This window comes from Microbacterium paraoxydans (assembly GCF_900105335.1).
Lineage (GTDB): Bacteria > Actinomycetota > Actinomycetes > Actinomycetales > Microbacteriaceae > Microbacterium > Microbacterium paraoxydans.
Genome location: NZ_LT629770.1, coordinates 3,055,318 through 3,075,935, shown reverse-complemented (window position 1 = coordinate 3,075,935; position 20,618 = coordinate 3,055,318). Strand labels below are relative to the sequence as shown.

21 protein-coding genes and 1 tRNA gene are annotated in these 20,618 nt (G+C 71.0%); 10 read left to right on the top strand and 12 right to left on the bottom strand.

Going from position 1 to position 20,618, the window contains the following annotated elements; translation table 11 throughout:
• Positions 1–21 precede the first annotated feature (21 nt).
• From BLU02_RS15030 to BLU02_RS15015, 4 genes are read left to right on the top strand one after another with little or no spacing between them, the layout of a single operon-like run.
• On the top strand, positions 22–255 hold the full coding sequence (locus BLU02_RS15030) for an exodeoxyribonuclease VII small subunit (RefSeq protein ID WP_060922691.1): 234 nt from the start codon (positions 22–24) through the stop codon (positions 253–255).
• The gene (locus BLU02_RS15025; RefSeq protein WP_060922690.1) at positions 252–896 is read left to right on the top strand and encodes a DUF4245 family protein; all 645 of its coding nucleotides are present in this window, start codon (positions 252–254) and stop codon (positions 894–896) included. Before BLU02_RS15030 ends, BLU02_RS15025 begins: the two co-directional genes overlap by 4 nt.
• Positions 893–1,567, top strand: a complete 675-nt coding sequence (locus BLU02_RS15020) for a carbonic anhydrase (RefSeq protein ID WP_025103947.1) — start codon at positions 893–895, stop codon at positions 1,565–1,567. The genes BLU02_RS15025 and BLU02_RS15020 overlap by 4 nt, the downstream gene beginning before the upstream one ends.
• Positions 1,564–2,958, top strand: a complete 1,395-nt coding sequence (locus BLU02_RS15015; protein WP_060922689.1) for a class II fumarate hydratase — start codon at positions 1,564–1,566, stop codon at positions 2,956–2,958. The genes BLU02_RS15020 and BLU02_RS15015 overlap by 4 nt, the downstream gene beginning before the upstream one ends.
• Before the next feature lie 82 nt (positions 2,959–3,040).
• On the opposite strand, the gene BLU02_RS15010 is transcribed toward BLU02_RS15015, so the two are convergent.
• From BLU02_RS15010 to BLU02_RS15000, 3 genes are all read right to left on the bottom strand, one after another.
• On the bottom strand, positions 3,041–4,423 hold the full coding sequence (locus BLU02_RS15010; protein WP_060922688.1) for an RNA 5'-3' helicase PhoH2: 1,383 nt from the start codon (positions 4,421–4,423) through the stop codon (positions 3,041–3,043).
• Between the two features lie 158 nt (positions 4,424–4,581).
• Positions 4,582–5,712 (bottom strand): aminotransferase class V-fold PLP-dependent enzyme, encoded by a 1,131-nt coding sequence (locus BLU02_RS15005; RefSeq protein WP_060922687.1) that lies wholly within the window; start codon positions 5,710–5,712, stop codon positions 4,582–4,584.
• Positions 5,713–5,746: 34 nt separating this feature from the next.
• The gene (locus BLU02_RS15000) at positions 5,747–6,526 is read right to left on the bottom strand and encodes an isoprenyl transferase (RefSeq protein ID WP_060922686.1); all 780 of its coding nucleotides are present in this window, start codon (positions 6,524–6,526) and stop codon (positions 5,747–5,749) included.
• A gap of 96 nt (positions 6,527–6,622) precedes the next feature.
• Between BLU02_RS15000 and trhA the strand changes: the two genes are divergently transcribed.
• Positions 6,623–7,354: a PAQR family membrane homeostasis protein TrhA gene (trhA, locus tag BLU02_RS14995; protein WP_060922685.1), complete on the top strand. Its 732-nt coding sequence runs from the start codon at positions 6,623–6,625 to the stop codon at positions 7,352–7,354.
• A gap of 7 nt (positions 7,355–7,361) precedes the next feature.
• On the opposite strand, the gene BLU02_RS14990 is transcribed toward trhA, so the two are convergent.
• Positions 7,362–7,640: a hypothetical protein gene (locus BLU02_RS14990; RefSeq protein WP_060922684.1), complete on the bottom strand. Its 279-nt coding sequence runs from the start codon at positions 7,638–7,640 to the stop codon at positions 7,362–7,364.
• 68 nt (positions 7,641–7,708) lie between these two features.
• On the opposite strand from BLU02_RS14990, the gene BLU02_RS14985 reads away from it, so the two are divergent.
• Complete coding sequence (locus BLU02_RS14985; RefSeq protein ID WP_060922683.1) at positions 7,709–8,095, top strand: DUF4307 domain-containing protein; 387 nt, start codon at positions 7,709–7,711, stop codon at positions 8,093–8,095.
• A 97-nt stretch (positions 8,096–8,192) separates the two neighbouring features.
• A complete protein-coding gene (gene greA / locus BLU02_RS14980; protein ID WP_025103938.1) occupies positions 8,193–8,684 on the top strand; it encodes a transcription elongation factor GreA in 492 nt (163 codons plus the stop codon).
• A gap of 63 nt (positions 8,685–8,747) precedes the next feature.
• Here the strand turns inward: greA and ilvA are convergent, their stop codons facing one another.
• Positions 8,748–9,977: a threonine ammonia-lyase gene (gene ilvA, locus BLU02_RS14975; RefSeq protein WP_025103937.1), complete on the bottom strand. Its 1,230-nt coding sequence runs from the start codon at positions 9,975–9,977 to the stop codon at positions 8,748–8,750.
• Positions 9,974–11,170, bottom strand: a complete 1,197-nt coding sequence (locus BLU02_RS14970) for an AI-2E family transporter (protein ID WP_025103936.1) — start codon at positions 11,168–11,170, stop codon at positions 9,974–9,976. The genes ilvA and BLU02_RS14970 overlap by 4 nt, the downstream gene beginning before the upstream one ends.
• An 85-nt stretch (positions 11,171–11,255) precedes the next feature.
• On the opposite strand from BLU02_RS14970, the gene BLU02_RS14965 reads away from it, so the two are divergent.
• Positions 11,256–12,515, top strand: a complete 1,260-nt coding sequence (locus BLU02_RS14965) for a winged helix-turn-helix domain-containing protein (protein ID WP_060923322.1) — start codon at positions 11,256–11,258, stop codon at positions 12,513–12,515.
• On the top strand, positions 12,512–13,411 hold the full coding sequence (locus BLU02_RS14960) for a hypothetical protein (protein WP_060923321.1): 900 nt from the start codon (positions 12,512–12,514) through the stop codon (positions 13,409–13,411). Before BLU02_RS14965 ends, BLU02_RS14960 begins: the two co-directional genes overlap by 4 nt.
• Positions 13,412–13,420: 9 nt before the next feature.
• Here BLU02_RS14960 and BLU02_RS14955 read toward each other — a convergent pair whose 3' ends face one another.
• The 3 genes from BLU02_RS14955 to BLU02_RS14945 all read right to left on the bottom strand — a co-directional run bounded on the left by BLU02_RS14955 (position 13,421) and on the right by BLU02_RS14945 (position 16,629).
• Entirely contained in the window at positions 13,421–13,987 is a 567-nt protein-coding gene (locus BLU02_RS14955; RefSeq protein WP_060923320.1) for a LemA family protein, read from the bottom strand.
• Between the two features lie 87 nt (positions 13,988–14,074).
• Complete coding sequence (locus BLU02_RS14950; RefSeq protein ID WP_060923319.1) at positions 14,075–15,388, bottom strand: D-arabinono-1,4-lactone oxidase; 1,314 nt, start codon at positions 15,386–15,388, stop codon at positions 14,075–14,077.
• Positions 15,385–16,629, bottom strand: coding sequence for a type III PLP-dependent enzyme domain-containing protein (locus tag BLU02_RS14945; RefSeq protein ID WP_060923318.1), 1,245 nt, complete (start codon positions 16,627–16,629; stop codon positions 15,385–15,387). The genes BLU02_RS14950 and BLU02_RS14945 overlap by 4 nt, the downstream gene beginning before the upstream one ends.
• A gap of 65 nt (positions 16,630–16,694) precedes the next feature.
• Here BLU02_RS14945 and BLU02_RS14940 point away from each other — a divergent pair.
• A tRNA-Leu gene (locus BLU02_RS14940) sits at positions 16,695–16,767 on the top strand.
• Positions 16,768–16,771: 4 nt separating this feature from the next.
• Here BLU02_RS14940 and BLU02_RS14935 read toward each other — a convergent pair.
• The 3 genes from BLU02_RS14935 to BLU02_RS14925 all read right to left on the bottom strand — a co-directional run bounded on the left by BLU02_RS14935 (position 16,772) and on the right by BLU02_RS14925 (position 20,609).
• Complete coding sequence (locus tag BLU02_RS14935; protein WP_083371037.1) at positions 16,772–17,644, bottom strand: hypothetical protein; 873 nt, start codon at positions 17,642–17,644, stop codon at positions 16,772–16,774.
• A gap of 197 nt (positions 17,645–17,841) precedes the next feature.
• Positions 17,842–18,915 (bottom strand): hypothetical protein, encoded by a 1,074-nt coding sequence (locus BLU02_RS14930; protein WP_060923651.1) that lies wholly within the window; start codon positions 18,913–18,915, stop codon positions 17,842–17,844.
• 164 nt (positions 18,916–19,079) lie between these two features.
• On the bottom strand, positions 19,080–20,609 hold the full coding sequence (locus BLU02_RS14925) for an NAD(P)/FAD-dependent oxidoreductase (RefSeq protein WP_083371036.1): 1,530 nt from the start codon (positions 20,607–20,609) through the stop codon (positions 19,080–19,082).
• Positions 20,610–20,618: the final 9 nt, after the last annotated feature.

The following is a 20,618-nucleotide window of genomic DNA, read 5'->3' as shown; positions in this document are numbered from 1 at the left end:
GGCACGACGTAGGATGGAGGAGTGAGCGCCGTGAACGACACCCCTGTGGACACGCTGTCGTTCGAGGCCGCCCGTGACGAACTCGTGCGGGTCGTCGCCGAGCTCGAGCAGGGGGCACCGACCCTCGAGCACTCGCTGGCACTCTGGGAGCGCGGTGAGGCTCTGGCCGCCCGCTGCGAGGAGTGGCTGCTCGGCGCGAAGCGTCGCCTCGAAGCCGCGCGCACCGCCACCACCGACGAGAGCGACGCGTCATGAGCAAGGGTCCAGCGATCAATGCCGACCTCGGTCGACCGGAGACGCCGGACGAGACCGCGGCACGCAAGGCCGCGTCGAGCAAGGCCTACCGGTCGAGCCAGACGGTCCGCAACCTCGTCGCCGCGCTCGTGGTGACCCTCGCGGTGGTCGTCGTCATCATCGCGCTCGTCCCCCGGGGCGAGCCGGTCGCCGCGAAGCCGATCGACGTGGCCGCCATCGCCGCGGACGTCGAGTCGTCCATGGGCAGCCCGGCGATCGTCCCCGAGACGGACGACTTCTGGCGGGTGAACGCCGCCGAACTGCAGAGCGGAGCGCCCGTGGTCTGGGAGGTCACCCTCGCCCCCGCGGCACAGGACGAGCGCGGGTTCATCAAGCTCGCCCAGGCCTTCGACGCCGACGCCTCGTGGGCCCCGCAGCGGCTGAACGGCGTCGCCCCGACCGACACCGTGCGTATCGGCGGCCGGGAGTGGGACGTCTATCGACCCGGCTCCGCCGGCGCCGACGCGAACGTCACCTATGCCCTCGGCACCCAGGCCGGCGACGACTACGTGCTCCTCTACGGCTCGCGCTCCGCGGACTCCACCGCGGAGCTCGCGGAGTCGCTCATCCCCCAGATCCGCACCGTCTCGGAGGCCCGATGACCCACCCGCTGACCCCCGCCGCCGCCTGGAAGCAGATGCAGGACGGCAACCGTCGCTTCGTCCGCGACGAGCCCCAGCACCCGAACCAGAACGTCGACCGCCGCAAGGACCTCACCGCGGCCCAGCACCCCGTCGCGACGCTGTTCGGCTGCTCGGACTCCCGCCTCGCCGCGGAGATCATCTTCGACCTCGGCCTCGGTGACCTCTTCGTGGTGCGCAACGCCGGACAGGTGATCGGCGAGTCCATCGTGGCGAGCCTGGAGTACGCGGTCGCCGTTCTCGAGGTGCCGCTCATCGTGGTGCTCGCACACGACTCTTGCGGTGCGGTGCGCGCCGCCATCGACGGCACCGCCATCGATGCCGACCCGCTCCCCCCGCACATCTGGAAGCTCATCGCGCCGATCGTCCCTGCCGCGCGCAAGGTCCTCGCGGAGAGCGGCGGCGGCACGGTGGCCGACATCGATGCGGAGCTCGTCGGACGCGAGCACCTGCGCAACACCGTCAACGACCTGCTGCAGTCGTCCGAGATCATCAGCAACGCCGTCGCCGAAGGCCGTCTCGGCATCGTCGGCGCCAACTACCGTCTGGCCGAGGGTGAGGCAGCGCCCGTCATCACGGTCGGCATCGAAGCCGAGGGGATCGACCCCGCAACCAAGGAGGGTTCGGAATGACCGACACCGAGTACCGCATCGAACACGACACCATGGGTGAGGTGCGAGTGCCCGTGAACGCGCTCTACGGGGCGCAGACGCAGCGCGCCGTGGAGAACTTCCCGATCTCCGGCAAGGGCCTGGAGTCCACGCAGATCGCCGCACTCGCGCGCATCAAGAAGGCCGCCGCGCTGGCGAACAAGGAGCTCGGCACGCTCGACGGCGCCATCGCCGACGCGATCGCCCAGGCCGCCGACCAGGTCGCCGCAGGCAGCCACGACGGCGAGTTCCCCGTCGACACCTATCAGACCGGCTCCGGCACCTCGTCGAACATGAACATGAACGAGGTCCTGGCGACGCTCGCGAGCCGCATCCTCGGCTCGACCGTGCACCCCAACGACCACGTGAACGCCTCGCAGTCGTCGAACGACGTGTTCCCCACCTCGGTGCACATCGCGGTCACCCAGGCGCTGATCGACACCCTGATCCCGGCGCTCGACCACCTCGCCGTCGCGCTCGAAGCCAAGGCGGAGCTCTGGAAGGACGCGGTCAAGTCCGGCCGCACGCACCTCATGGACGCGACGCCCGTCACGCTGGGCCAGGAGTTCGGCGGGTACGCCCGTCAGATCCGCCTGGGTATCGAGCGCGTGCAGTCGGCGCTCCCCCGCGTGGCCGAGGTGCCCCTGGGCGGCACGGCCGTCGGCACCGGTATCAACACGCCGCTCGGCTTCCCGCAGAAGGTCATCGAGCTGCTCGCGGCCGAGACCGAGCTGCCCATCACCGAGGCGAAGGACCACTTCGAGGCGCAGGCGAACCGGGATGGTCTCGTCGAGGCCTCCGGCGCGCTGCGCACCATCGCGGTCTCGCTGACGAAGATCAACAACGACCTGCGCTGGATGGGGTCCGGCCCCAACACCGGTCTCGGCGAGCTGCACATCCCCGACCTGCAGCCCGGGTCGTCGATCATGCCGGGCAAGGTCAACCCCGTCGTTCCCGAGGCCGTGCTGATGGTGTGCGCGCGCGTCATCGGCAACGACGCGACCGTCGCCTGGGCCGGGGCCTCCGGCTCGTTCGAGCTGAACGTCGCCATCCCGGTCATGGGCACCGCGGTGCTCGAGTCGATCCGCCTGCTGTCGAACGCCTCCCGGGTGCTCGCCGACAAGACCATCGACGGCCTGCAGGCGAACCTCGACCGCGCCGCCGCCTTCGCAGGCATGAGCCCGTCGATCGTGACGCCGCTGAACAAGCTGATCGGCTACGAGGCCGCAGCGAAGATCGCGAAGCACTCGGTGGCCAAGGGCATCACGGTGCGCGACGCCGTGATCGACCTCGGCTACGTCGAGCGCGGCGAGCTCACCCTCGAGCAGCTCGACGAGAAGCTCGACCTCCTGTCGATGACCCACCCGGGCTGATCCACGCCTGACACGGATGCCGCGGGGGCTTCGGCCCTCGCGGCATCCGTCGTCTCCGGCTCCGGATCGTGCCGGTGACGGGTCAGCTGAGTTCGCCACCCTCCAGGAGGTCGGTGACGAGGGCGGCGATGGCGGAGCGCTCCGAGCGGGTCAGGGTGACGTGACCGAAGAGGCCGTGTCCCTTGAGGGTCTCGATGACGCTCGCGATGCCGTCGTGCCTGCCGACGCGGAGGTTGTCGCGCTGCCCGACGTCGTGGGTGAGGATCACGCGGGAGTTCTGGCCCATCCGGCTGAGCACCGTGAGCAGCACGTTCCGCTCCAGGGACTGCGCCTCGTCCACGATCACGAAGGCGTCGTGCAGGGACCGTCCGCGGATGTGGGTGAGGGGCATCACCTCCAGGAGCCCGCGCTCGACCACCTCGTCGATGACATTCCCCGAGACCACGGAGCCGAGCGTGTCGTACACCGCCTGACCCCAGGGGTTCATCTTCTCGCCCTGGTCGCCCGGGAGGTAGCCGAGCTCCTGGCCACCCACGGCGAACAGCGGACGGAAGACGATGATCTTCTTCTGCTGCTGGCGCTCCAGCACGGCCTCCAGCCCCGCGCACAGCGCGAGCGCCGACTTGCCGGTACCCGCACGCCCGCCCAGGGACACGATGCCCACCTCCGGGTCGAGGAGCAGGTCGATCGCGATACGCTGCTCGGCGGAACGCCCGTGCATGCCGAAGATGTCCCGGTCACCGCGGACGAGCCGGAACTCGCCGTCACCGGTGACCCGACCCAGTGCGGACCCGCGCTCGGAGTGGATGATCAGGCCGGTGTTGACGGGAAGCCCGTGCACATCCTCGCTGAGCCCGACCTCGCTCTCGTAGAGGTCGCTGATGTCGTCACCGGAGAGATCGACAGTGGCGATGCCGGTCCAGCCCGAGTCCACGGCCTGCTCCGCGAGGTACTCCTCGGCACGCAGCCCGAGGGACGCGGCCTTCACCCGCATCGGCAGGTCCTTCGACACGATGGTCACGGCCTGGCCGTCTTGCGCGAGGTGCATCGCGACGGAGAGGATGCGGCTGTCGTTGTCGCTGAGGCGGATACCGGCCGGGAGCACCGAGAGGTCGGCGTTGCCGAGCTCGACGCGGAGAGTGCCCCCCTCGCCGACCTCCACCGGGAAGTCGAGGCGGCCGTGCTCGACGCGGAGGTCGTCGAGGTGACGCAGCGCCTGGCGGGCGAAGTAGCCGATCTCCGGGTCGTGCCGCTTGCCCTCGAGTTCGGTGATGACGACGACCGGGAGCACCACGGAATGCTCCGCGAACCGGAAGAGCGCCTGCGGATCGCTCAGCAGGACCGAGGTGTCGAGGACGTAGGTGCGCAGATCCTGATCCGGTTCTGCGGCCGCGGCCTGACTCGGCGTCTGACGGGTGGACTGCTGCGCGGTGCTGGTGGACTGCTGCGCTGTACGTGTGGTCACGACCCACTCCCGACCCGGGGATTCCCGGCTATTCGAACGAGTCGACCAGGGGGTCACGAGTCGCGAACCTGAGGCCGACCCGACCGGGCGCCTTGCCCGATGCCTTGAAGGTACGGCCGCCCGAGGGTTTTCCACGGACTCGACACGCCAGCGATTCGTTACGGGACGATGAACGATTCCCTGCCGAACGCCCCGAGCGCCTCGTCGAGCAGGCCGAGGGTCTCGGCGTCGGTTCCGGCGTGCGGCGCGATGCGGATGGATCCGCCCCGAGCGGTGACGACGAGTCCGGCGTTGGCGAGAGCCGCAGCGAGCCGCGCCGGTTCCTCCGGTGCGAGTGCGACGATCCCGGCGCGTTCGGTGCGCTCGCGTGGGGAGACGACGGCGATCCCGTGGTGGTCGGCCGTGGCGATGACCGCGTCCACATGCGCGGCCACCCGCTCCTCGATCGCCGCGACCCCGGCGTCCCTGACGTCCCGAGCGCCGATCGCGAGCCGGCCGGCGGCGAGCGTGTCCGGCATGCTGATCGTGTAGGCCCTCGCGTCCGGTGCCGGGGCGGGCAGCTCGTCGACGACCAGCCCGCTCGCCGCCGTCCCGGTGATGCCGGAGAGCACCGGCGCGATGCGCTCCCGTGCGTACGGCGAGAACCAGGCGAACCCGGTGCCCCGGCCCGCGCGCAGCCATTTGTAGCCATGTCCGACGACGACGTCGGCGACGCTGTAGTCCGCGTCGACCACGCCGACGGACTGCACGGCATCGACGATGAGGAGGCGGTCGGGGCCGAGGACGTCCCGCAGCGCGGCGAGGTCGGCCCGATAGCCGGTGCGGAAGTCGACGTGGCTGACGGCGAGCGCCACGACATCGTCGTCGAGGACGGCAGCGACGGCGTCGGGGGTGACCCGTCCGTCGTCGGGGGTGATCCAGCGAGGCGTGACCGCGTGCTGTGACGCGGCCGCGGCGCGCTCCAGGGTGAGGCTCACGCTCGGGAACTCCGCCGTGCTCGCGACGACCGTGCCGGTGGCCCCGTAGAGCGCCTGCATGAGGCCGTGGGTCGACGACGGTTGCAACGTGACGTCCGCGGCATCGGCTCCGAGGAGCTCGGCGACGACCTCCTGCGCCTGCCCGATCCGCTCCCCCACGAGCGCCAGCGACGACGGCCGGCCGTTCCCGAGGAGGTCCGCGTCCGCGAAGACCTCGGCCCGGACGGAGGGCGACACGGGACCGAAAGCCGCCCAGTTCAGATAGCCTGGCTCCGCGTCGAAGGTGCCGAGGTAGTCGTCGAAAGTGCTCACTGCGTCATTGTGACACGCGCCCGCGCCCCTCGGATCAGCGTCCGAAGCGGCGGTCGCGGTCGGCGTAGTCGCGGATCGCACGGAGGAAGTCGACCTGACGGAGGTCCGGCCCCAGCGCCTCGACGAAGTAGAACTCGCTGTGCGCGCTCTGCCACAGCAGGAAGTCGCTGAGCCGCTGCTCGCCGCTCGTGCGGATCACGAGGTCGGGATCCGGCTGGCCGCCCGTGTAGAGGTGCTCCCCGATCATCTCCGGAGTGAGCTGCGCCGCGAGGTCCTCCAGCGTGCCGCCGGACGCCTCGTGTGCGGTGATGATGCTGCGCACCGCGTCCACGATCTCGTTCCGGCCGCCGTACCCGACCGCGAGGTTCACGTGCAGACCCGTGTGGTCCTTCGTGCGCTCCTCCGCATCGGCGAGCACACGCGCCAGCTCCGCCGGGAGGATGTCGGAGCGGCCGACGTGTTTGACCCGCCAGTTCCCCTTCTGCGACAGCGCCTCGGCGAGCTCCGCGATGATCTCGATGAGGTCGGCGAGCTCCGCCGAGTCCCGTTTGCGGAGGTTGTCGCTGGAGAGGAGGTAGAGCGAGACCACACGCACTCCGAGTTCGTCGCACCAGCCGAGGAACTCCTGCATCTTGGCGGCGCCTGCACGGTGCCCTTCGGCCGGGGTGTCGAACCCGAGCTGCCGCGCCCACCGGCGGTTGCCGTCGATCATCATGGCGACGTGGTGCGGAACGGAGGCCGGATCGAGGTGGCGACGCAGCCGGCTGGTGTACAGCCGGTACAGCGGTCCCCGCCCCGGGCTCTCGCGTGACATCACCCACCTACGCTACCCTGCCCCGCCCTTCCGCGCCGGTGCAGAAGCTGGGGACATGTACGGGGACGGGCATGCGCTCCCGCTTAGAGTGAGCACGTGAGCACTTCCGACCAGACCGGCGCCGACCTCCCGAAGCTGCCGCTGCTCGAAGCGGCGGCCGTCGACGCGGCGGCCGAGATCAAACCGACCTGGCGCGGGTGGATCCACGCCGGCACGTTCCCCCTCGCGATCGCCGCGGGCATCGTCCTCATCGCCGTGTCCCAGGGGGCGGCGGCGAAGTGGGCGGCGGCGGTCTTCATGGCCACCTCGCTGCTGCTGTTCGGCAACTCCGCCGTATACCACCGCTTCAACTGGCGGCCCCGGGTGAAGGGCATCCTCAAGCGGATCGACCACGCCAACATCCTGCTGCTCATCGCCGGCACGTACACCCCGCTCGCGACCCTGGCGCTGCCGCCGGAGAAGGGCGTGCTGTTGCTGACCCTGGTCTGGAGCGGTGCCCTGGTCGGCATCCTCTTCCGGGTGTTCTGGATCCACGCGCCGCGCTGGCTCTACGTCGCGCTGTATCTGCTGCTCGGCTGGGCCGCGGTGATGTACATCGTCGACCTGCTCAACGCCAACGTCGCCATGATGGTGCTCGTGATCGTCGGCGGTCTGCTCTACACGGGCGGCGCCATCGTCTACGCGCTGAAGAAGCCGAACCCCTGGCCGGGCCACTTCGGCTTCCACGAGATCTTCCACGTGTGCACGGTCCTCGCCTTCCTGTGCCACTGGACCGCGTGCCTGCTGATCGCCCTGCACCCGCTGTCGCCGTCGCTCGGCGCGCCCTGAGCGGGGGTCAGCGCTCGCGCGGCTCCTCGTCGGGCGCTTCCGGTGCGGCGCGACCCTGGTCCTGGGCGTCTTCGGCGGCGCGGGCGGCCTCCTCCGCATCGAGCTCCTCGCGGACCTCTTCCCGGTACCGCACGCGGCGGATCCGGCGGTTCATGTCCCAGATCAGCAGGATCACGGCGACGAGCACGATGACGATCACCGCGAAGCCGGCGAAGCCCGGCGTGACCGACTCCGGAGCCACCGTCATCGACGGTGTCGGCATCGGGGTCTCGGAGAGGAAGCGCATGAATCGGCCTTTCGTACGCAGGTCGCATAACCTGGTATCACCAGCCTAACGACCGGAAGACCCCACCTGTGACGACCGCCCTCCAGCTCGACGAACGCTATGGCCGCACCCGCCGCCGTCGGTGGCCATGGTTCCTCGCCGGGGCCGTCGCGCTCCTCCTCCTCGCCGCCCTCGCGTGGTCCATCGTGGGCCAGTCGCTGAGCGCGGTCGACGCCGATGATCTGGGCTTCGAGCTCGTGGACGAGCACGCCGTCGACGTGCGCTTCCAGGTGACCGGCGTCCAGGGCAAGGACGTCGTGTGCGTGCTCGAGGCCCTCGACGAGGAGTTCGGCGTCGTGGGCTGGAAGATCGTGGAGATCCCGGCGGGAGATGCCCATGCGCTCACCCGTGCGGAGCGCATCCCGACCGTCGCGGAGGCCACGACAGGTTTGGTGAACACCTGCTGGGTCGCCTAGACTGATGCCAGACAGACGACGCCCCGGCACCGTGCCGGGGCGTCTTGGCATATCCCCCGCGGTATCTCGGCGGGATCCCGATAGAAGGAGCTTCGTCATGTCCACCGATGCTCAGGTCCCCTTCCTCACGCAGGAAGCCTACGACCGGCTCGTCGCCGAGCTGGAACACCTCTCCACCGTCGGTCGCGACGAGATCGCCAAGCGCATCGAGGCGGCCCGCGAGGAGGGCGACCTCAAGGAGAACGGCGGCTACCACGCGGCGAAGGACGAGCAGGGGAAGCAGGAGGCGCGCATCCGCACCCTGGAGGCGCTGCTGAAGACCGCCAAGGTCGGCGAGGCCCCTGCCAGCCGGGGCATCGTCGAGCCGGGCACCGTCGTGACCGCGATCGTCGCGGGCGGCGAGGAGGTCTTCCTCCTCGGCAGCCGTGAGATCGCCGCCGCCGGCAGCGACCTCGACGTCTACAGCGAGGCCAGCCCGCTGGGCCAGGCGATCCTGGGCCTCAAGGTCGGCGAGTCCTCGTCGTACGAGGCACCCAACGGCCGCTCGATCAGCGTCGAGATCGTGAAGGTGGAGACCTACACGGGCTGACGCCCGCCACCACGAGACACCCCCTCGACCGCCACGGTCGAGGGGGTGTCTCGCGTCCGGGGGTCAGTCCTGGACGACGATGGGTGCGAAGCCGGCGCGACGGAGAGTGTCGAGCGTGTGGGCCGAGTGGTCCGCGCCGCGGGTCTCGACGCTGAGCTCGAGGATGACCTCGCTGATCTGCAGTCCGTGGCCGTGACGCGTGTGCATCGCCTCGATGACGTTCGCTCCCGCCTCCGCGATGAGCTCGGACACGCGGGCGAGCTGGCCGGGACGGTCGGGCAGCGGGATGCGGATCGTGAGGTACCGGCCGGAGGCGGCGAGGCCGTGCGACACCACGCGCTGCAGCAGGAGAGGGTCGATGTTGCCGCCGGACAGCACGGCCATCGTCGTGCCGGTCGCCGACACACGTCCGGAGAGGATCGCGGCGACGCCCGCCGCACCGGCGGGCTCCACGACGACTTTGGCCTGCTCCAGGAGGACGAGCATGGCGCGCGCGAGGTCGTCGTCCGAGACGGTCACCACCTCATCGACGAGGTCCTTGATGATCTCGAACGGCACAGCTCCCGGGCGCGCGACGAGGATGCCGTCGGCGATGGTGGGGCGCGTGACGATGTCGACCGGCTCCCCGGCCGCGAGCGACGGCGGCACCGCGGCCGCGTTCTCCGCCTGGACGCCGATCACGCGGATCGTCCGTCCGAGCTCGGCGGCCTTGGCCTTGACCGCGGCGGCGACCCCGGCGATCAGTCCTCCGCCGCCGATGCCGAGGACGACGGTGTCGATCTCGGGCGCATCCTCCAGCAGCTCCAGACCGAGGGTGCCCTGCCCGATCACGATGTCGCGGTGGTCGAACGGGTGGATGAGCACGGCGCCGGTGCGCTCCGCGAACTCGGCGGCCAGGCGCAGCGACGTGGCGACCGTCTCCCCCTCGAGCACCACCTCGGCCCCGTAGCCGCGGGTGGCGAGGAGCTTCGGCACGGGGACCCCGAGCGGCATGAAGATCGTCGCGGGGATGCCGAGCGCCTGGGCGGCCAGCGCGACGCCCTGCGCGTGGTTCCCGGCCGAGGCCGCCACGACGCCACGGGAGCGCTCCTCCGCGCTGAGCCGGGAGAGCCGGTACGCCGCGCCGCGGATCTTGAAGGAGCCCGTGCGCTGCAGGTTCTCCATCTTCAGCAGCACCGGGGCACCGAGCGCGTCGGACAGCGCCCGGGAGGGCAGCGTCGGGGTGTGCGAGATCACCTCAGCCAGACTTCGAGCCGCGTCCTGGAACTCGGTCAGGCTGGGGACTGCGCTCATCGATTCCTCCGTCTCCGCTCGCGCGGAACTGTGCTCCAGATCAGGTCTCCGCTCGGCCCGACGCCGGTGCGCCAGGATCCCGAGCTGATGGTCACCGCCGCCACGTTCACGAACGCGGCCAGCGGGACGGCGAACAGGGCACCCGGGATGCCCGCGATCATCGCGCCGCCCGCGACCACGAGGACGACGGCGAGGGGGTGCACCTTGACGGCGGAGCCCATCATGATCGGCTGCAGGATGTGGCCCTCGATCTGCTGGACGGCGAGGACGACGACGAGCATCCAGAGGGCGATCCACGGCCCGTTGTAGACGAGTGCGAGGAAGACGGCCACGGCACCGGTCACGACCGCACCGACGATGGGGATGAACGAGCCGAGGAACACGAGGACCGCGACGGGCAGCGCGAGCGGCACCTGGAGCAGGAACGCGCCGAGGCCGATGCCGATCGCGTCGATCGTCGCCACGAACAGCTGCGTCCTGGCGTAGTTGACGATCGTCGTCCAGCCGTTGCGCGCGGCGCCGTCGACGGCGGGACGGGCCTTCCGGGGGAAGATCCGCAGCGTCCAGCGCCAGATGCCGGCGCCGTCGGCGAGGAGGCAGATGAGGATGAACAGCGACAGCAGCGCGCCGGTGGCGACGTGCCCGACGGTCGTCCCGATCGCGAGGGCCCCCGTCCAGAGGACCTGCGCCTGCTCGCTGATGAAGTCGAGGCCCTGCTGTAGGTAGTTCGCGATCTGCGTGTCCGACAGGTTCAGCGGACCGTCGTGCAGCCACACCTGGAACTGGTCGAAGGCCTCGGTCGTGCGCTGCTGCACGTCCGGGAGCTGGGCGCGCACCTGCCAGACCACGAGCCACATCAGCCCCGTGACGATGGCGATCGTGCCGATGAGGGAGACAGCGATCGCGAGCCAGCGCGGGAATCCGTGACGCAGCATCCAGGAGAACGCCGGCCACAGCAGGGCGGTGATGAGGATGCCCACCATCAGCGGGATGACGAGGAGCTTGAGCAGCATCACCAGCCAGATGAAGACGCCGGCCGCCGCGGCGATGAGCAGCAGGCGCCAGGCGTAGCTGGCCGTGATGCGCAGGGGCAGCGGCACCGCCTCGTCGGCTTCGGTGGTCACGGTCCGATCGGTCACCACGGGGCGCGGACGGAACAGATCGCGCAGCCGGGGTCGCTGGTCCTCGCTCATCGCCTCAGTCTACGGTCATGCCGTATGCCGTTCGACGCATCCTGCACGCCAGGACGATGTCGGAGAGCGGGGATACGCTGGCGGCGTGACCGACACCCTCAGTCCCGCCCAGGCACGACGGATCGCCCTCGCCGCGCAGGGCTTCACCCGCGCGCGCCCGACCACCGTCTCCGGTCGCCATCTGCACCGGGTGATGGACCGGCTCGGCGTGCTGCAGATCGACTCGGTCAACGTGTTCGCCCGGTCGCACTACGTCCCGCTGTTCTCCCGGCTCGGCGCCTACGATCCCGCACTCCTCGACCGCCTCTTCCTGTCGCGCACGACCCACTATGTGGAGTACCTCGCTCACGAGGCGACCTTCATCCCCGTCGAGGACTGGCCCCTGTGGCGGTTCCGCATGGACGACTTCCGGCGGCGCTGGTCCGCGGAGGACTCCTGGCTCCGCACGAATGCCCGGACGGTGCAGTGGGTGCAGGACGAGCTCCGTGCGCGGGGACCGCTCCGTCCGGTCGATCTCCGTGCCGACGCCCCGCGCGAGCGCGGCACCTGGTGGGACTGGGACGAGGTCAAGCTCGCCCTCGAGCACCTGTGGCGCACGGGCGACGTCGCTGTGAGCGGACGCCGGGGGTTCGAGCGCACCTACGCCCTCGCCGAGCAGGTCATCCCCGAGCGCATCCGGTCCCGCCAGATCCCGCGCGAGGACGCCGTCCGCGAGCTCGTCCGACGCGCCGCGCGGTCCAGCGGCGTCGGGACGGCGGCCGACCTGGCCGACTATTACCGCCTCCGCGACCGTGCCGCGGTGACCGGGGCGATCGCCGAGCTCGTCGACGCCGGCGAAGTGCAACCCGTGACCGTCCGCGGCTGGGAACGCGGCGGCCGGCCCCTGCCCGCCTGGCGGCATCGCGACGCGGTTCTTCCGCGCCGGGTCGAGACCGCCGCCCTGTTGACCCCGTTCGATCCCGTGGTGTGGTTCCGGGAACGTGCGCTGCGGGCGTTCGAGCTCGATTACCGTATCGAGATCTACGTGCCGGCGGCGAAGCGCCGGTACGGCTACTACTCGCTGCCCGTCCTCGTCGGCGACCGGATCGTGGCACGGGTCGACCTCAAGGCCGACCGCGGCACGTCCACGCTGCAGGTGCAGTCGGCATGGTGGGAGCCGCAGGCGCGTCCCGGTGACGCCGAGGCTATCGCGGCGGAGCTCCTGCGCGCCGCGCAGTGGCAGGGTCTCGAACAGGTGTCGGTCTCCGGATGGGGCGATGCGACCGCGGCCGTCCACACCGCACTCGCCTCCACCGCCCCGGACACGGTGCGTCGTCATGTCCACGTCCGGGAGGGCGTCGCGTGAGCCGTCGTCGCTGGTGGCTCGTGGGCGGTGCCATCGTAGCCGTCGCTGTCGCGGGGGCGGTGTGGTTCGGGCTGTCCGCGCTCCGCTCGCCCACGGCGGAGGAAGCAACGCTGGCCTATCTCCACGCACTGGAGTCGGGCGATCCCGAGGCGGTCGCGGCGACCGGGACCGCGGTGTCCGACGCCGCCCTCACCGCGTTCGCCGGAGCGTCGTCGACCATCCAGGATGCCGAGGTCACCGATGTCCGCGAGGGAGACGGTGGCGCGTCCGCGACGGTGCGCTTCCGGCTCGACGGGGACGAGCACGAGGCGGACCTCCGGCTGACGCCGGGCAGCGGCGGGTGGGCCGTCGATGGCTCCGGCCTCGGCGCCCTCCGCACCACGACCACGATCGGGACGGCTGTGCAGGTCGGCGGTGCAGTCCTCCCGGTGGACGAAGACGCCGCGCTGCTCCCCGGCGTGTACCCCGTGACGGCCGCGCCTCGGACCCTGCTGACCGGCACGACCGACGCCGTCGTGCTCCCCGGGGATGACGCGACCGCGAGCGTGACCGCCGAGCTCCGGCCGGAGGCGACGGAGGCCGCGCAGACCCAGCTCGAGGCCTACCTGAAGACCTGCACCGCCGACGGCACCGCGGTCCCCGACGACTGCGGCATCCGGATCCCGTGGGGGACGGAGTTCCGAGAGATCTCCGACATCGCGTTCCGTGTCGAACGGTTCCCTGCGGTGGTGCTCACCCCGACCGCGTTCTCCGCGGACGACGGCATCCTCGAGGCGACCGTGACCGGCACCGGCCAGGACGGCGACGCGCGCACGGTCACCTACCGCAGCACCGCGTGGAGCGTGCGCGGTGGCGTGGACATCACCGCAGACGAACTCGCCCTCACCGTGTGGTGAGGGCGAGGATCAGAACTGCACGCGCGGAGGCTCGGAGATGGCGCCGCTGTCGGCGACCTCGAAGAACTCGCGCTCGGTGAAGCCGAGCCCCTTGGCGAAGAGGTTGTTGGGGAACACCTTGATCTTGGTGTTGAGCTCGCGGACGCCGCCGTTGTAGAAGCGCCGCGCGGCCTGGATCTTGTCCTCGGTGTCGACGACGGCCTGCTGAAGCTGGAGGAAGTTCTGGCTGGCCTGCAGCTGCGGGTAGGCCTCGGCCACCGCGAAGAGGCTGCGCAGGGCCTGCTGCAGGTGCCCCTCGGCGATCCCCGCCTCGCCGGGACTGCCGGCGGAGAGGGTCTCGGCGCGGGCGCGGGTGACGTTCTCGAACACCGCCTTCTCGTGCGAGGCGTAGCCCTTGACCGTCTCGATGAGATTCGGGATGAGGTCGGCCCGGCGCTTGAGCTGGACGGTGATGCCGCTCCAGGCTTCGTCCACACGGACGTTCAGCTGCACCAGCGAGTTGTACGTCGCCCAGAGATACACGCCGACGAGCAGGATCACCCCGACGACGATCAGTACCGGCACGAGCCATTCCATCAGTGCCCCACCCTTTCCCGTATTTCTCTCATCCTAGACGCGGTGCCTGCACGTGGACTGGGGACGAGAGTCTCCGGCCCCACTCGATCAGCGCCCGAGCACGCGTTCCAGGTGACGGTTCGAGAATCGGCGGTCCGGATCGAGGCGGTCGCGCAGCGCCACGAAGTCCTCGAAGCGCGGATACCGCTCCCGCAGCGTCTCGTGCGTGAGCGTGTGCAGCTTCCCCCAATGCGGGCGACCGCCGTGCGCGCTCATGATCTCCTCCACCGCCCCGAAGTAGGCGGTCGGGTCCGCCCGCCAGTACCGGTGGACCGCGATGTAGGCGGTCTCGCGACCGTACGCGGTCGAGAGCCAGCGGTCGTCGGCCGCCGCGAACCGCACCTCCACCGGGAACTCGATCCGCCAGCCGCGCTGGTCGATGAGGTCCTGGAGAGCGCGGAACGCGGGCACGACGTCCGCCGCCGGGAGCGCGTACTCCATCTCACGGAATCGCACCGTCCTGCTCTGGGTGAGCACGCGGTTCGACAGGTCGGTGTACTCGCGGTCCCCGGTGAGTCGTACCGCGAGCCGGTTGAACGGAGGCGTGATCGCCGGAACAGCCCGTCCCGCCGCACAGACGACGCGATACACGCCGTTCGCGAGCAGCGTCTCGTCCACCCATCGGCCCACGGGAGAAAGGGGCCGGCGTCGCGTCGACTCCGGCAGACGCGTTTGGCGCTTGGTCAGCGCGACGTCGGTGTGCGGGAACCAGTAGAACTCGAAGTGATCGGCCGCGGCGACGCGCTCATCGATCGTGGAGAGGACCTCCTCCATCGGCACGGGTTCGTCGATCGCATGCATCACGAACGTCGGCACGCACTGCAACGTCACCTCGACGATGATGCCGAGCGCTCCCAGCCCCACGGCGACCGCGGGCAGCAGCTCGGGGCTGTGGGCTTCGTCGATGCGGAGGAACTCGCCGTCCGCGGTGATCAGAGTCACCCCGACCACCTGCGTGGCGAGCCCGCCGAAGCCCGCGCCGGTCCCATGGGTGCCTGTGGAGATCGCCCCGGCGATGGACTGCCGGTCGATGTCGCCGAGGTTCTCCATCGCGAGTCCATAGCGCGCCAGCAGCCCGGGGATACGGTGCAGCCGGGTGCCGGCGAGGAGCGTGACACGCCCGCTCGCTGCGTCCGCGGATACGAGTCCCTGCAGGTCGTCGAGCTCCAGGAGGACACCGGGAGCGACGGCGATCCCTGTGAAGCTGTGACCGGCGCCGACCGCTTTGACCGTGAGTCCCTGTCGCACCGCTGCCCGCACGGCACGTTGCACGCCCTCAGGACTGCGCGGCCGCTCGACTCGGACCGGGCGCACCGACGCCGACCGGCCCCAGTTCTGCCAGGTGCCGCCGATTCTCGTCACAGGAACGCCTTCCCCTCGCCGCGGTACGTCGGCAGCTCGTCGATGACCTCGTCGCCGGACACGAGATGGTAGGCGGCGATGCGCTCGGCCGGTTCGCCGCTCTTCGCATGACGGAACCAGACGCGATCGCCGACGCCGAGCGTCGCGGCGCTCGGTCCTTGCAGCGGCGTCTGCACCTCGCCTGCCGCCTCCCGCGGAAGCGTGCGGAGGTTCGCCGGCCATACCGGGCGCGGCTGCCGCGAGGCGACCGCGGGCCCGGAGGCGATCCAGCCGCCGCCCAGCACCGTGGCGATGTCGGCCGCAGGACGGCGCACGACGTCGAAGGCGAAAGCCGCAGCCGGCGCCGGGTGGAAGGATCGGTAGCCGTCGAACAGGTGCCCTCCGAGCAGGCCGCTGCCCGCGCTGGCCTCGGTGAGGGACTCGTCGCTGCCGCTGAACTCGAGGGAGCCGGTACCCCCGCCGTTGAGGAACTCGAGGGACGTCACCGCACCGACCGCGGCGACGATCTGCGCCCGCCGCTCCCGCAGCTCTTCGCGCGAGCGGGCCTGAACGCGGCGGATCAGCGGCCCATCGGGGCCGGCGTCCCCCTGTCCGGCGATCTGGGCGTCATACATCTGCAATCCCACGAGGCGGAAGCCGGGGCGTGCCACGACCTTCCGCGCGAACGCCGCGACCTCGCCTGCGGAGAAGAGAGCCGACCGGCGGACGCCGATGTGCCCGAGCAGCGGCGATCGCCAGGACGCGTCGACGTCGATCGCCACCCGGAGCTCCAGGCGCGCCGAGGGGGCCACCACGCTGTCGACGACGTCGAGGTGCACGGGGTCGTCGATCATGAGGGTGATGCGCTGAGCGGCCTCTTCGTCGGCGCAGAGCCGTTCGAGGGCGGCCCGGTCCACGGTCGGATAGCCCAGCACGATGTCGTCGTGCGTCTCGGCGAGCCAGAGGGCTTCCTCGAGCGTGAAGGCGAGGATGCCGCGGAATCCGGGGAGGCGCAGCACGGCATCGAGGACGGCACGCACCCGCACCGATTTCGACGCCACCCGGATCGGCAGACCGCCGGCACGGACGAGCAGATCCATGGCGTTGTAGCGCAGCGCCTCCCGATCGATGACGGCGACCGGGGCCGGAAGATGCCCGGTCGCGGCCGACAAGCGCGGCCAGTAGCGGCCCGGGTCCTCCCATTCGGGGGCGACCACAGGGCCACCCGGGACGGGGCTCAGTTCGTCGGTGAGGTCGAGCACTCCCCCACCCTACGGCCTGAGCCCCGCCCGGGTCACGACCCCGCCGACGATAGGCTGGCGGCGCGGCCCCCGTAGCCCAATGGCAGAGGCAGGCGACTTAAAATCGCTTCAGTCTGGGTTCGAGTCCCAGCGGGGGCACCCGTCAGCGGCCGAGGATGTCGCCGATCCCCGGGATGCCGAGATCGCCGAGCCGCTCTCCCCAGCCGGTCGCCGTCTCGCCGAGTCCCGAGACGGCCTCGCCGGCCGAGCCGAGCATCTCGTCGGCGCCACCGGCCAGCGCATCGACGTCGACGCCGGAGGCGAGGGCGTCGATGTCGATGCCCTGCGCCCATGCGTCGAAGTCCACCCCGAGGCCTGCAGCCTGTTCCAGGAGGGGTGCCGCCACGGTGCTCAGGACGGCCCCGCCGGCCACCACACCCAGCAGGCCGACCGCCGCACCGCCGGCGGCGACCGCGGCCCCACCCGCGCCGGCGCCCCGGACCCGGGAGAGGAGGCCGCGCAGACGGCCCGGCTGCATCGCCTCGGCGCGGCCCGCCGCGCGGGCGAGGTCGTCCGCGGAGGAGGAGCGCGGTCGCTCTTCGGCGGGGAGCTCGGCTCGCATGCGGGCCTCGACCTGCTCCCGCTGCGACGGCGTGAGACGGGCGAAGGCCTCGCGATGGATCTGCTCGACGCGGTGCGGGTCCGCCGTCTGCAGGAGGTAGTCGTACCGGGCGATGGCCGCACGGTCCGCCGCGGAGGTGTCCGGCCGACCACCGGAACCGGGGGCAGGCGGCGGCGCGTACGAGGTCGACGGTCGCCCCGCGGCAGGGCCGCCGGCCGACGACGAGGCGGGAGACGGGGCGTTCGGGCGCGGCCCCTCGGCACCGGGGCCACGGACGGCATCCACGGCGCCACGGATCATCCCGCTCCAATCCGTCGAGGAACGGGAGCCCTCCCCGCCCCTCGCGGCGGGGCTCGCACCCTTCGCATCGAGGGCGTCGGTGGCGAGGCGGATCAGGCGGGAGAGTTTCGACATGGGGGTCCGTTCGTGGGACGGGCCGCCGTTCTCCGCGACGTCGGTCGACGCAAGGTTCCGGGCAGCCCGCGATGCGGGCGCCAAGGTCTCCTCCACCCTCGCGGGCCAGCGGGCCGGGGCACGATGACATGCCCGTCATGACGACCTCGCTGCAGACGGGAGTACTCCCCTTGCCCTCCACACGCTAGTGAGGCGGCCTATGGATCGGCTCCATGCTCCGGCCGGGGCGATCCGCGGAGGATGGCGGTCATCTCCTCGTACAGCGCCTCGAACGTCTCCCGGAGCTCCGCCGCACCGTCCGGACGACGCGCTGCCGGAACGGCCTCCGCCAGCGTCCCGAGTGCGAGGGTCGCCGCCGATTCCCGGGCTACGGCCGCGCCGAACCCCTCGGACGGCCGCCCCCACGCCGCTGCGAGGAGGAGCTGGTCGCGCAACACTCCCGCCACGCCGAGGAGTACAGCCGCCGCCCGGAGGTGGCTGCGAGCGACCTCCGTGCCCAGAAGCCGTTCGTGCATCACCCGCGCGAACCGGCGGGCGTGCGGTGTCGGCACATCTCGGCGCGGACGAAGCCGCCAGCCGTCCGACGTACCCGGCACAGCCTCGTACGACAGCGGCTGCCCGTCTCGCAGATGCACCACAGGGATCAGCGATGGCGCCTGGAGCGTGTCCCGTCGCCACCACTCCGCGGGGGCGACCGCGGCGGGCAGGAAGGCGGTGGCCGGAGCGTGCGCCCCCGGCCCGTCGCGTTGCACGAGATCGGCTGTGCTCGCGAGCAGGGCGAGTCCTCGCTCCTCCGCGAACCGCTGGAGCAGCACGCCCTCAGGAGTGTCGTCGCCCGCCGGGACGGAACGGGCGAACTCCGCCGCCTCGGGAATCGGCAGCACCACGGCGATCGACGTCGGATCGGGTCCGGGCGGCAGGAGCCACGGATAGCCGGCGAAAGCCGCCAGCCGGAGGGCGTGCGAGGCATAGCCGTCTCCGGGGGTGAAGAACCGCAGGGCGGCCCTGGGCCGTCCTCCCACGGCTTCGTGCACCTGCGCGACGAGACGCGGGTGCGGGCGCACTGCGGCGTCCAGGACCATGTGGTGGGTCGCCCGTCGGGTCCACGGCTGCCACGCCTCGGCGAAGGCTCCGGCATCCGCCCCCGTTCGGCAGATGCGGACGAAAGCACCGTCGAGTTGTTCCGCGAGCTGCTCTGCGCGCCTCTCCTGGCCCGAAGCCGCCCGGATCGACACACTGACCGTCGGCGGCTCTCCCCCCTGCGCGCTCACCGGACCTCCTCCCAGCGTCGTCCGGGGTTGCGTGGTAGACGCCCCTCCCGAGCACTCTGCGAGCGTACAATGTGAGATGTTACGTCGCCAACTCGCGCTCCGGCCGGGAACGGAGAAGGCCCCGGCGCTCGTGCGCTCGGGGCCCTCCTCTCAGAACCGTGCGGTCACTTCACCGCGGCGGTCTCCACCGAGTCATCCGCCGACGCGGCCGGAGCCTTCTTGGCGGCCGGAGCCTTCTTGGCCGCCGGCTTCTTGGCCGCCGGCTTCTTGATCTCCGCCGGCGTCTCCGCCGCAGGCGCAGCAGCCGGCTTCTCGGCGCGCGGCGCCTTCGCGGCCGGAGCGGCCGACGCGGGGGCCGCGTCCGCAGGTGCCGCGGGACGCGGGCGAGCGGCGAACTCCTCGAAGACGTACCGCGGGTTCTGCACCGTCTGCAGGTTCACGAGGTCGCGGCCCAGCCACAGGTTGTTCCACCAGCCCCAGAGCACGCGCCACTTGCGCTCCCACGTCGGCATGGCGAGACCGTGGTAGCCACGGTGCGCGAGCCAGGCGATGAAGCCCTTCAGCGCGATCTTGCCGGACTGGAAGACACCGTTGTACAGGCCGAGACCTGCGACAGCGCCGAGGTTCTTGTGGAAGTACTCCTTGGGGTCCTCGCCGCGGAGCACGGCGACGACGTTCTTGGCCAGGAGCTTCGCCTGGCGCACGGCGTGCTGTGCGTTCGGGACGCAGAAGCCGCCGACGCCGCCGCCCGAGAGGTCGGGAACGGCCGAGACGTCACCCGCGGCCCAGGCACCCTCGACGAACGCCTCGGGCGTGCCGACGCGAAGGTCCGCGCGGGTCTGGATGCGACCGCGCTCCTCCACCGGCAGATCACCGCCGCGCACGACGGTCGGGTTGGCCATGACACCGGCGGTCCACACGATGACGTCCGTCGGGATGACCTCGCCGGTGGAGAGCTCGACGTTGCCGTCGACGGCACCCGTGACCTGGGTGTCGAGGTGGACGTTGGCCCCGCGCTTGGCGAGGTCCTTCAGCACCCACTCGCTCGTCTTCAACGAGACCTCGGGCATGATCCGCCCCATGGCCTCGATGAGGTGGAAGTGGGTGTCCTCGAAGGACAGCTGCGGGTACTTGCTCACCAGCGAGGACGCGAGGGAGCGGAGCTCCGCGAAGACCTCGATGCCGGCGAAGCCGCCGCCGACGACGACGACGGTCAGCAGGCGGTCGCGCTCGGGACCGGCGGGGAGGGAGGCAGCCTTGTCGAAGTTCGACATGACCTTGTCACGGATGGCGACGGCCTCTTCGATCGTCTTGAGCCCGATGGCGTTATCGGCGATGCCGGGGATCGGGAACGTGCGCGAGACGGCGCCCGCGGTGACGACGATCTGGTCGTACGCGAACTCGTACGGCTCGCCGACGGGCGGCGTGATGGTGGCGACCTTCTGCGCGTGGTTGATGTTGGTCACCTTGGCGGTGAGCACGTGGGTGCGCTTGAGGTGACGGCGGTGCGCGACCACCGAGTGACGGGCCTCGATGGAGCCCGCGGCGACCTCGGGGAGGAACGGCTGGTACGTCATGTACGGCAGCGGGTCGACCATGGTCACGTCGGCCTCGCCCTTGCGCAGATGCTTCTCGAGCTTCCACGCGGTGTAGAAACCTGCGTACCCTCCGCCGACGATCAGGATCTTGGGCACAGTGCTGTT